The sequence below is a fragment of the Brevundimonas sp. genome, assembly GCF_044239655.1.
GTDB lineage: Bacteria > Pseudomonadota > Alphaproteobacteria > Caulobacterales > Caulobacteraceae > Brevundimonas.
This window is the reverse complement of the sequence record NZ_JBIIAY010000016.1, coordinates 24,576-36,328: the sequence shown is the minus strand read 5'-3', so window position 1 is coordinate 36,328 and position 11,753 is coordinate 24,576. Positions and strand designations below refer to the sequence as shown.

Genomic DNA, 11,753 nt, shown 5'->3' with positions numbered 1-11,753 from the left:
GGGTCAAGGGCGACGTCGGCATGGCGGGGGTCGCGATCGACTCCATCCTGGACATGCGCACCCTGTTCGACGGCATCCCGCTGGACCAGATGTCGGTGTCCATGACCATGAACGGCGCCGTCCTGCCGATCCTGGCCCTCTATGTCGTCGCCGCCGAGGAACAGGGCGTGCCCCACGCCAAACTGACCGGGACCATCCAGAACGACATCCTCAAGGAGTTCATGGTCCGCAACACCTATATCTATCCGCCCACGCCCTCGATGCGGATCATCGCCGACATCTTCGCCTGGACGGCGAAGGAGACGCCGAAGTTCAACTCCATCTCCATCTCCGGCTATCACATGCAGGAGGCGGGGGCCTCGGCGGACATCGAGCTGGCCTACACCCTGGCCGACGGGATCGAATACCTTCGCGCGGGCAAGGCGGCGGGCATGTCGATCGACGCCTTCGCCCCGCGCCTGTCCTTCTTCTGGGCCATCGGTATGAACTACTTCATGGAGGTGGCCAAGATGCGCGCCGGCCGCCTGCTGTGGGCCGAGGCCGTGCGCCGTGAAGGCGGGGTCGATCCCAAATCCCTGTCCCTGCGCGCCCACTGCCAGACCTCCGGCTGGTCGCTGGCGGCCCAGGACGTGTTCAACAACGTGCCCCGCACCATGGTCGAGGCCATGGCGGCGGCGGGCGGCCAGACCCAGTCCCTGCACACCAATGCGCTCGACGAGGCGCTGGCTCTGCCCACGGACTTTTCGGCGCGGATCGCCCGCAACACCCAGATCCTGCTCCAGACCGAGACCGGCCTGACCCGCACCATCGACCCCTGGGGCGGCTCCTACTACGTCGAACGGCTGACCCACGAACTGGCCGAGAAGGCCCGCGCCCACATGGCCGAGGTCGAGGCCCTGGGCGGCATGGCCAAGGCCATCGAAGCCGGCATCCCCAAGCTGCGCATCGAGGAATCCGCCGCCAAGACCCAGGCCCGGATCGACACCGGCAAACAGACGGTCGTCGGGGTGAACCGCTATCTGAACGACACCCCCGACGACATCCCGATGCTGAAGGTCGACAATGCGGCGGTGCTGGCGGCGCAGATCGACAAGCTGCAACGCCTCCGCGCCGAACGTGACGAAACGGCGGTCCAGGCCGCGCTGACCGCCCTGACCGAGGGCGCAAGGGGGACCGCCAACCTGCTGGAATTGTCAGTCCAGGCGGCCCGCGCCCACGCCACGGTCGGCGAGATCTCCGACGCGCTTGAGGCTGCCTTCGGTCGCCACGTCGCCTCGGTGAAGACGGTTTCGGGCGTCTATTCGAAAGAGGCCGGAGGTGACACGCGGTTCGCTCGCGCCCGCGACATGGTCGCCACCTTCGTCGAGAACGACGGCGGCCCGCCCCGCATCCTGATCGCCAAACTGGGCCAGGACGGCCACGACCGGGGCCAGAAGGTGATCGCCACCGGCTACGGCGACCTCGGCCTCGACGTCACGGCGGGCTCCCTGTTCCAGACCCCGGCTGAGGCCGCCCGCGATGCGGTGGCGAAGAACGTCCACGCCGTCGGTGCCTCGTCGCTCGCCGCCGGCCACCTGACCCTGGTGCCGGAACTACGCGCCGAGCTGGAGCGTCTCGGACGGCCCGACATCATGATTGTGGTCGGCGGGGTGATCCCTCCGTCCGACGTCCAGCCCCTGATCGACATGGGTGCCGCCGCCGTCTATCCGCCCGGCTCGACCGTGGCCGACACGGCCGTCGACCTGATCGAGAAGCTGAACCAGCGCCTTGGCTACGCCCAGCCCGTCCCGCAGAAAGAGCCCGCATGATCGGCAATCTGAACCACGTCGGGGTCGCCACGCCCTCGATCGCCGAGTCGATCAAACTGTATCGCGACATCCTGGGGGCCACGAAGATCGGCGAGCCGTTCGACCTGCCGGCCCAGGGGGTGAAGGTCTGTTTCATCGACACCCCGACGGCCCAGATCGAGCTGATCGAACCCTATGACGAGACCAGCCCCATCGTCGGCTTCCTGGCCAAAAACCGGTCCGGCGGCCAGCACCACGTCTGTTTCGAGGTCGCCGACATCCACGCCGCCGTCGCCGAGATGCGCGCCAAGGGCGTCACCATCCTCGGCACAGGCGAGCCCCGCATCGGCGCCCACGGCACCCCGGTCGTCTTCCTGCATCCCAAACAGATGGGCGGCGTCCTGATCGAGCTGATGGAAGCGCCGAAGGGCGCGCATTAATACCACCCCGCATCCCGCAGGGCCTTGGCATACCGCCGGCTCACCGGTGCCGTCACCCCGCCCTCCAGCGCCAGCGTCGCCCGCCCGTCGCCCCGGCTGACGTCGCGCACGGCGTCGCGCGCCACCCACCAGCTGCGGTGCGTCTGGGCCCCCTCCAGCCCTTCCAGCTCCTCCAGCGCATCAGACAACCGCATCAGGATCAGGTCCGAACCCCGGTCGGTATGGATGCGCAGGTAATGATCCTCCGCCTGGACCGCGCGGATCGCGGCACCCCTCAGCTTCGGCGGCAAACGGTCGGGAAAGCGGGCGGGCGCGGCGCCGGCCGGGGCGGCATGGGTCTGGACCGGCTGGGCCTTGGCCAGAAAGACATTGAGCGTGCTCATGGTCAGGGTGATCAAGACGACCGGACCGACCATCAACGGCAAGGCCATCAGGGGATAGATCCGCCCCGTGAACACCAGACCGGTGACCAGCCACACCATCACCGACACCGGGCCGGAGATGGAGGCGGTCAGGGCCGCCACGGTTAGCCAGGGCCGGTCGTCCAGATCGACCCACCGCTGGACCAGCCAGGAACAGACCTGTCCCCACAGAGCGCCCGCCAGCATGACCGGAACCCAATAGACCAGCCGCATCCACATCGGTGCGTCGACCGTGCCGAAGGCCCCCGAGAATGCGAGCAGACCCCCGGCCGCCGCCGCCACGACGAGGCCCCGCGCCAGCCCCAGGGTGACGGGACGCCGAGTAGCGGGTCGCGGAGCAACCGGCCGCGCCGCCACGCTCTGTTGGGGAATCGGGTTGTTCGTCATTGCAATCGGGGGCGCTTGGTCGTCATGGTTGGGGGAGTAAGGCTTTGAGACCACGAAACGGCCCCGGAATGAAGCGCATCCTCGCCCTCGTCGCAATCGCCCTCACCGCCGCGTCAGGCAGCGCCTGGGCGCAACAGACCGGGCGCGTGCCCGTGCCGCCGCCGACGCGACCCGGCGGCAACCCCGTTGTGGCCCCCGGACCGGGCCCCGTCGGGCCGGCCGTGCCGGCGCCGTCCAACGGATCGACCCGCCCCTCGGCCGTACCCATGCCCAGCCAGCGGCCGCCCTCGACCGGTCGCCCGGCCCAGACCTCCCTGTTGCTGGAGTTCGAGACGCCGCAACCCACCGGCCGGGTCGCCGTCGCCATCTATCGCGACGCCGACAGCTTCCGCCGCAACCGCAGCCCCATCCGCACCCTGATGCTGACCCGCAACCGCAACGGCCAGATCACCGCCTTCGTCCAGGGCCTCCAGCCCGGCCGCTATGCCATCGCGGCGTTTCAGGACGTCGACGGCGACGGCGAACTGGGCAAGGGGGCGTTCGGCCTGCCGCGCGAGCCGTTCGGCTTCTCCAACAACGCCCGCGCCCGCTTCGGCCCGCCCTCGTTCGACAGCGCCGCCTTCGCGGTCGGAGCCACCGGCACGACCCAGCGCATCATCCTGCGCAACCCGATGAACGCCATCCTGCGCTGAGGCGACGCGACTCACCTCCACACTCGCGAAGGCGAGTGGGGAGGACAGATCGGCGTCTTCGCCGATCAGGAGGGGGCGACACGATATCGAAGGCGAGGACTGCGTGAAGCCCCGCAGGCGGCCAGAATTCCCCACCATCCAGACCGAGTCGCCCCCTCCTGGCTGCTCCGCAGCCTGTCCTCCCCATCGCCCTTCGGCGATGTGGAGGTGAGCCGGTGACGACGGCGGCCGGCCGCCCTATGCTGGTCGCCATGTCCGACACGATCGCCGAAGCCGCTGAAACTGACCGTCCCCTGACCCAGGACGGCCCGCCGCTGCGGCTCTATCTGATCGACGCCTCGGCCTATATCTTTCGCGCCTATCACGCCCTGCCGCCCTTGACGCGCAAGTCCGACGGACTGCCGGTCGGGGCGGTCCAGGGCTATTGCAACATGCTGTGGAAGCTGCTGCAGGACATGAAGGGCGCCGACGGGCCGACCCATCTGGCCGCCATCTTCGACCATTCGGAAAAGACGTTCCGGAACGACCTCTACGACCAGTACAAGGCCAACCGCTCGGCCCCGCCCGAGGACCTGATCCCCCAGTTCCCCCTGGTGCGCGAGGCCACCGCCGCCTTCGGCGTCCATTGCGTCGAACTGCCGGGCTACGAAGCCGACGACCTGATCGCCACCTATGCCTGCAAGGCGCGCGACGCGGGCGGCGAGGCCGTCATCGTCTCGTCCGACAAGGACCTGATGCAGCTGATCGGGCGCGGCGTCGTCATGTACGACCCGATGAAGGACCGTCGCCTGGCCGAAGAGGCCGTGATGGAGAAGTTCGGCGTCACCCCCGACAAGATGGTCGATCTCCAGGCCCTGATCGGCGACAGCGTCGACAACGTCCCCGGGGCCCCCGGCATCGGCCCCAAGACGGCGGCGCAGCTGCTGGACGAATACGGCGACCTCGACACGCTTCTGGAGCGGGCCGGCGAGATCAAACAGCCCAAGCGCCGCGAGACCCTGATCAATTTCAGGGACCAGATCCTGCTCAGCCGCGAACTGGTCCGCCTGACCTGCGACGCGCCGGCACCCGAGGCCATCGAGGATTTCGCCGTGCGCGATCCCGATCCGGCGACCCTGTCCGCCTTTCTGGAGTCGATGGAGTTCCGGTCCCTGCTGCGCCGGGTCGGCGACGGCAAGACGGCGGCCCACGATGGCCAGGCCTTCACCGCGCCCCAGAACCGCCCGGCTCCGCGTGTGCCGACGGCCCCCGTCATCTCGCCCCGCTACGCCCCCCAGGCCGTCAACGCCGACGTCGAGGCTCACGTCTTCGACCACGACTCATACCAGTGCATCCAGACGCTGGAGGCGCTCGACGCCTTCATCGCCCGCGCGACTCTAGCCGGCGTCGTCGGCTTCGACACCGAGACCGATGCCCTGTCCGCCACCCACGCCGGGCTCTGTGGTGTGTCCCTGGCCATCGGCCCGAACGACGCCGCCTACATTCCCCTCACGCACGAGCACCCGCCGATCGCCGGCGCAGGCGGTCTGGATTTCGGAGACACCCCGGATACCCGCGAGCCTCTGACCCAGCTGGACAAGCCCACCACCCTGGCCCGGCTCAAGACCTTGCTTGAGAACCCCGGCGTCCTCAAGGTCACCCAGAACGGCAAATACGACCTGGCCGTCATGGCCCGTCGCGGCATCCGGGTGTCGCCCATCGACGACACCATGCTGATCTCCTACGTCCTCGAAGGCGGCCTGCACGGCCACGGCATGGACGAGCTGGCCCGGCTGCATCTGGGCCACGACCCCATCCCGTTCAAACAGGTCGCGGGCACCGGCAAGGCCCAGAAATCCTTCAAGCACGTCGAGCTGAAACCCGCGACCGCCTATGCCGCCGAGGACGCTGACGTCACCCTGCGGCTGTGGCGCATCCTCAAGCCCCGGCTCGCCAAGGCCGGCCTGATGACCGTCTATGAGACTCTGGAACGCGGGATGCCCGCCGTCCTGGCCGCGATGGAGCTGGAGGGCATTCGCGTCGATCCCGACCGCCTGCGCCGCCTGTCGTCGGAGTTCGGCATCCGCATGGCCGAGCTGGAAGTTCAGGCCCACGAGATCGCCGGCCGCCCCTTTTCGATCGGCAGCCCCAAACAGATCGGCGAGCTGCTGTTCGGCGAGCTGAACCTGACCGGCGGCAAGAAGACCGCGTCCGGCCAGTGGGAGACCGGTGCCGCCACGCTGGAGACCCTCGCCGAAACCCACCCCCTGCCCCGCGCCATCCTCGACTGGCGCCAGCTGTCCAAGCTGAAAGGCACCTATACCGACGCCCTGGTCGCGGCGATGGACGAGGCCACGAACCGGGTCCACACCTCCTATCAACTGGCTGCCGCGACCACCGGCCGCCTCGCCTCGTCGGACCCCAACCTGCAGAACATCCCGGTCCGGAACGAGATCGGCCGCCAGATCCGCCAGGCCTTCATCGCCGCCCCCGGCAATGTCCTGATCAGCGCCGACTATTCCCAGATCGAGCTGCGCCTGCTGGCCCATATCGGCGACATCCCCGAGCTGAAGCGCGCCTTCAAGGCCGGGCTCGACATCCATGCGGCCACCGCGTCAGAGATGTTCGGCGTCCCCGTCGAGGGCATGCCCGCCGAGACCCGCCGCCGCGCCAAGGCGATCAATTTCGGCATCGTCTACGGCATCTCCGCCTTCGGTCTGGCGGCCCAGCTGGGCATCGATCAGGGCGAGGCCGGGGCCTATATCAAGACCTATTTCGAGCGCTTCCCCGGCATACGCGACTATATGGACAAGACCCGCGCCGAGGTCCGGGCGAACGGCTTCGTCTCGACCATCTTCGGCCGCAAGATCCACATCCCGGCCATCCACTCCAAGTCGGGCGCCGAGCGCCAGTTCGGCGAACGCGCCGCCATCAACGCCCCGATTCAGGGCGCCGCCGCCGACATCATCCGCCGCGCCATGATGCGAATGCACTCAGCCCTGGCCGAGGCCGGTCTATCGGATGTGAAAATGCTGCTCCAGGTCCACGACGAACTGGTATTCGAGGCGCCCGAGGCCCTGGCCGACCGCGCCATGACCGTCATCCGCCGCGTCATGGAGACGGCCGACGAACCCGCGATCAAGCTCAGCGTCCCCCTGGTCGTCGACGCCCGCGCCGCCCTCAACTGGGACGAGGCGCACTGATCATTCTGCGGGAACCGGCGTCCCCTGCCGCAGTCCCGTCGGATCGAGGAATTTCAGGTTCTCCTCGCGCACCCTGGCCGCCGCCTCGTCATAGAGGAACGGCAGGAACGCATAGCGACGCCCGCGCGTCACCGGCGTCGCCTCGTGCAGCAGCGAGCAGGAGAACACCACCGCCCCGCCCGGCGGCGGCCTCAGTGTCGTCGCCCCATACTCGGGAAACCTCAGATCGCCGCCGTCGAAATCGTGGTTCAGGTTGATCGAGACCGCGAACCGCCGGTGCGCCGTGCCCTTGGTCGTATTGTCCCGGTGCGGCCGGAAATAGCCCCCGGTCGCCGCGTCATAGGTGGCCACCAGATAGCGTTCGATCCGCGTCGCCTCATACTGGAACGCCTTTTTGATCTCGGGCACCAGACGCCGCGCGATCCGGGCCCGCGCGGCGGTGACCAGTTGCTGATCCTCGATCAGGACGTCGGAGCGCTTCTTGTGATTGGGGTCGGTCATCAGCCGGGTGACCCCGTCGACCTCGCGCATGAAGCCCGATTCCTGCCCCCCCATCCTGTCGTAGTGGTCGATCAGCACCTGACAGAAGCCGGGTTCGAAGATGCGCGGCAGGATCAGGACCGGCGCATGCGACGCCACCCCCGCATGCCGATCCGGCGGCGGCAGATGATCCAGCCCGGCCAGCAGTTCCTCGGCGCGATCCGGCCCGGCACAGGCCAGCACCCGCATCGACGGATCGATGACGATCCACTGCGGCGGGCCGTCCGGCACCTGGATCAGCTCCCGTACCGCCCCGGAATCATAGAGCCACCGCACCCCCGGCATCGCATCCGGCAACCGCCCGCGCCACTGCGGCCGATCGGGCAACAGGCCGAAAAAGCTGCGGCTGTCGTCGTCGAATTTCGCCCGGTGCCGGGCCGCCAGCGCCGTCGCCGCCGCGATCTCGGCATCGCTCGCCCCACTGAGCACGGCCAGCACCAGATACCGCCCCGCTGCGGAATCGAACGCATAGTTCGGATTGGAATTCCCCGGCGCACGAAAGCTGGGAAAGGGATCACCGGTCAACAGGGCCATGTCGTAACCTGCCGCGCCCCGCGCCGCCGTTCAAGCCGCAACGGGCCTGATCGGCTCCGCGGGACGGTCCGCTCTCCAACTTCGGCCCGCCAATCCCTTGCGCCAAAAGGGATTGGACGATTCTCGAGCCCTTCGACCTGGCACCCCTCCCGGCCGTGGTAGACTGCGGCCTCGCCCGGTCTTTGACAATCAACCCACGTCCACCCCGGAGGGAACAGGAGTCCGGACTCAACGGACTCTTCGGACTCTTCGGACTCTTCGGACTCTGTTTTTCGAGTCCGGACAGTCCGCAAGCGTCAAGCGTGCTTTACGTATTCAGATGATTCAGACCTTTCGGACTCTGTTTTTCTCTGCCCCTGTTCCGTCGTGCACCCCAGGGGGCCGCCCCAGAAGCCCCCTCCCCCGTCATCCTCGGGCTTGTCCCGAGGATCCAGACTCACGGTGCCGCAGGTTGGCGATGATCTCGACGGACCCGCGTGACCCTCGGGGAACGGACGGCGTTTCTGGATCCTCGGGGCGAGCTCGAGGATGACGCCTTCAAGAAAAAACTGCCTAATCAATAGCTTGTACAAACCGTGGGGCACATTCACACCACCGCTTGCGGGCACCGCGTACACCTCTGCCGAGATCGCCCCTACTGCTCCGACCCCGACCGCCACAGGCTGCGGGTCAGGGGTTCGAGGAGGTATTGCAGGGCCGTCCGGTCCTTGAGCAGCACCACCACCTCCACCGGCATCCCCGGCCGGATGTGGCTGGCGGCGGTGCCCAGCTTGGTCATCTCCGACGGCGGGATCACCACCTCCGCGCGGTAGAAGCTTCGCTTGGTGGCCTCGTCGGTGAAGGTGTCGGCCGAGATCAGGGTGACGGTCCCGTGCAGGATCGGGGTCGAGCGGTCGCGCAGGCCCGGAAACTTGATCTCGGTCGACAGCCCGACCCTCAGGTCGTCAATGTCGACGGGATCGATCGAGGCGATGATGACCTGGTCGGCGCGGTCGGGCAGGACCTCCATCAGGGTCTGGCCCGGCTGGATCACCCCGCCGGGCGTGAAGATGGTCAGGCCGACGACCTGGCCGGTCGAGGGGCTGCGGATCTGGGCCCGGGCGATCTGGTTGCGCAGCTCGGTCTGTTTGGGCTTGAGATCGTTCAGGTCCACCTCGACCTGCCGCAGCCGGTCGGCGACGTCCTCGTCCAGCCGGGTGGTGACGCCCAGGGACTGCAGCCGGGTCTCGCCCATGGCCTCGCGCGCCCGCGCCACCTGGGCCCGCAGCGAGCCCAGCTCGCCGTCCAGGGCCGCGGCGTTGCGCTCCAGCGCCCGCACCCGGTTCTGGGGCGCGAAGCCCTGAGCCGCCAGGCTGCGCATGCCGTCCAGCTCCTCGCCGATCAGGCGGCGCTGTTCGATGTTGCTCTCGATCTGCCGCTGGAAGCCCGCGATCTGCTGGTTGAGCTGCTCGCCGCGCTGGCTGAGGACGCCCGTCTCTGTCGAGCGGCCCGAGCGGCGGGCCGCGTACTGCAGCCGCTGCAAGCGCATCGCCTCATCCGCCAGCACCCGGTCCTCGGCCGACAGGCCGGCGAACTCGGCGGGTTCGGGCACGGAACCCAGCCGGTCCCGCTCGGCGATCATCCGCGACCGCTGGGCCAGCAGGGCGATGATCTGGCCGGTGACCCCGCGCTCGCTGGCGCTGAGCTCGCCAGTGGACAGTTCCAGCAGCACCTGCCCCTGGGTGACGCGATCGCCCTCCTTGACGTGTAGGACGCTGACGGTGCCGCCCTCGCGGTGCTGGACCGCCTGACGGTTGCCGAGCACCGCCACCTGACCCTGGGCATAGGCCCCGGCCGCCAGCGGCGCGAACGCCGCCCAGCCCAGGAACAGCACAAAGAACAGGACGATGATGACGCCGCCGATGATCAGCTCGCGGCGCGGCGAGTCGGTGACCTCGACCGGGGCGGGCGCCTTGGGAGGAGTGCCCGACGACGGGATGGGCGAGGCGGTCATTGTGGGCGGGCTCCGACAGGCGGGGCGGCGGCGCGCATCTTGGCCAGGACGTCCTCACGCGGACCCTCCAGCTGGACCGCGCCGTCCTTCATGGTCAGCAGCCGGTCGACGCGTTGCAGCACCCCGGCCCGGTGGGCGATGATGACGACGGCGGCACCCCGGGCGGCGGCTTGCAGGATGGCATTCATCAGGGCGACCTCGCCCTCCTGGTCCAGGGCCGAGTTGGGCTCGTCGAGCACCAGCAGGGCGGGCGATCCGTACAGGGCCCGCGCCAGGGCGATCCGCTGCCCCTGTCCCGCCGACACCCCCTGGCCGAACGGCCCGAGCATGGTGTCATAGCCGTTGGGCAGGCGCAGGATCAGCTCATGCACCCCCGCTGCCTGGGCCGCCGCCACCGCGCCTGCGTCCACCGCCTCGGCGCTGACCCCGACCGACGAGGCGAAGCGCGAGATATTGTCCTTGATCGAGCCGGCGAACAGGTTCGGGTTCTGCGGCAGATAGCCGATGTGGCGGGCAAGCTCGTCGGAGTCGCGCGCGGAGTACTCGGCCCCGTCCAGCCGCACCGTGCCGATGGTCGGGCTCTGGGCCCCCGCCAGCACGCGGGCCAGCGTCGTCTTGCCCGATCCGCTGGGCCCGACGACGCCGAGCGTCTGTGCGGGATTGAGGGTCAGGCTGACCCCCTTCAGCTGGGGCTGTTCGGTGCCGGGCAGGCGCACGGCGATCCCCTCGACCTGAAGCCGGCCCTGGGGGGCAGGCAGGGCCGTGCGCGGCTTGTCGACGCCGGCGGTGGAGGCGAACAGCTCCTGCAACGTCGTCCAGCTGGCGCGCGCCTGAACCAGGCTGGGCCAGGCCCCGACCAGGGCCTCGATCGGGGCGACCGCCCGGCTCAGCAGGACCGAGGCGGCGATGATCGCCCCCGCCGACATCTCGCCCTTGACCGCCAGATAGGCTGCCAGACCCAGCGACGCAGATTGCAGCGCCAGGCGCAGGAACTTGATCGCGCCCGAATACTTGCCGCCGCTGAACTGGGCGTCGGCATACTGGCCGGTGGCCGAATGGCGCTGATGGAGCTGGCGGTTGATGCTGGCCTGACGCATCCCAAGGGCCCGGACGATCTCGGTCTGGCCGGTCATCCCGTCCTGACTGGCATAGGCGGCGTTGGATGACTGGATGGCCCGCTTCAGCCGGGGCCGGCTGTCGCGCTCGTTCAGCCAGGCCAGCAGGAACAGCACCGCCCCGCCCACCAGGGTCAGCACCCCGATGGCCGGGTGCAGCAGGAAACAGAAGACCAGATACAGCGGCGTCCACGGTGCATCGAACAGGGCCATCACGCCCTGGCCCGACACGGCGGTGCGGACGTTGTCGAACTCGCGCAGGGCCTGGGTCGACTGCGGCTTGCCCTGGGCATCGACCACGCGGGCCATGATGGCCGGGGCCAGCATCTTGTCCATGCGCAGGCCGGCCCGGACCAGCAGCCGCGTCCTCAGCCAGTCCAGCGCCGCCAGCGTCCCGAGCGCCAGCATGGCCACGACGGTAATGAGGACCAGGGTCGTGATCCCGCCCGTCGGCACCACCCGGTCATAGACCTGCATCATGTAGATGGTCGGCGCCAGGTACAGCAGATTGACCAGGGCGCTGAACACCGCCGCCCACACGAAATGGGTCCGGCAGGCCCGGATGGCAGCGGCCAAAGGCTCGGTGCCGGCCTTGGGTGCAGTCAGGGATTTGAACACGCGACCATTTTCGACACTTGATGACCCGGCCTTATACGCGTTT

The 11,753-nt window shown here is 68.8% G+C and carries 8 protein-coding genes; 4 read left to right on the top strand and 4 right to left on the bottom strand.

Going from position 1 to position 11,753, the window contains the following annotated elements; translation table 11 throughout:
• Both scpA and mce read left to right on the top strand, forming a co-directional pair.
• Window positions 1-1,808 (top strand): methylmalonyl-CoA mutase (scpA, locus tag ACILQR_RS03780; protein WP_395650165.1); only part of this gene is annotated, 1,808 nt, incomplete at its 5' end.
• Window positions 1,805-2,227: a methylmalonyl-CoA epimerase gene (gene mce / locus ACILQR_RS03775; RefSeq protein WP_395650164.1), complete on the top strand. Its 423-nt coding sequence runs from the start codon at window positions 1,805-1,807 to the stop codon at window positions 2,225-2,227. The genes scpA and mce, both read left to right, overlap by 4 nt.
• Here the strand turns inward: mce and ACILQR_RS03770 are convergent.
• A complete protein-coding gene (locus ACILQR_RS03770) occupies window positions 2,224-3,036 on the bottom strand; it encodes a LytTR family DNA-binding domain-containing protein (protein WP_395650163.1) in 813 nt (270 codons plus the stop codon). The two genes, mce and ACILQR_RS03770, sit on opposite strands and share 4 nt — an antisense overlap.
• Window positions 3,037-3,104: 68 nt before the next feature.
• On the opposite strand from ACILQR_RS03770, the gene ACILQR_RS03765 reads away from it, so the two are divergent.
• Window positions 3,105-3,728 carry a DUF2141 domain-containing protein gene (locus ACILQR_RS03765; RefSeq protein WP_395650162.1) on the top strand — a complete coding sequence of 208 codons (624 nt, stop codon included), beginning with the start codon at window positions 3,105-3,107 and terminating at the stop codon, window positions 3,726-3,728.
• A 239-nt stretch (window positions 3,729-3,967) separates the two neighbouring features.
• Window positions 3,968-6,910: a DNA polymerase I gene (gene polA, locus ACILQR_RS03760; protein WP_395650168.1), complete on the top strand. Its 2,943-nt coding sequence runs from the start codon at window positions 3,968-3,970 to the stop codon at window positions 6,908-6,910.
• Here polA and ACILQR_RS03755 read toward each other — a convergent pair whose 3' ends face one another.
• From ACILQR_RS03755 to ACILQR_RS03745, 3 genes are all read right to left on the bottom strand, one after another.
• Window positions 6,911-7,984 carry a 2OG-Fe(II) oxygenase gene (locus ACILQR_RS03755; RefSeq protein ID WP_395650161.1) on the bottom strand — a complete coding sequence of 358 codons (1,074 nt, stop codon included), beginning with the start codon at window positions 7,982-7,984 and terminating at the stop codon, window positions 6,911-6,913. It lies immediately after the preceding gene.
• Between the two features lie 634 nt (window positions 7,985-8,618).
• Window positions 8,619-9,977 carry an HlyD family type I secretion periplasmic adaptor subunit gene (locus ACILQR_RS03750; protein WP_395650160.1) on the bottom strand — a complete coding sequence of 453 codons (1,359 nt, stop codon included), beginning with the start codon at window positions 9,975-9,977 and terminating at the stop codon, window positions 8,619-8,621.
• Window positions 9,974-11,710 (bottom strand): type I secretion system permease/ATPase, encoded by a 1,737-nt coding sequence (locus tag ACILQR_RS03745; RefSeq protein WP_395650159.1) that lies wholly within the window; start codon window positions 11,708-11,710, stop codon window positions 9,974-9,976. The genes ACILQR_RS03750 and ACILQR_RS03745 overlap by 4 nt, the downstream gene beginning before the upstream one ends.
• Window positions 11,711-11,753: the final 43 nt, after the last annotated feature.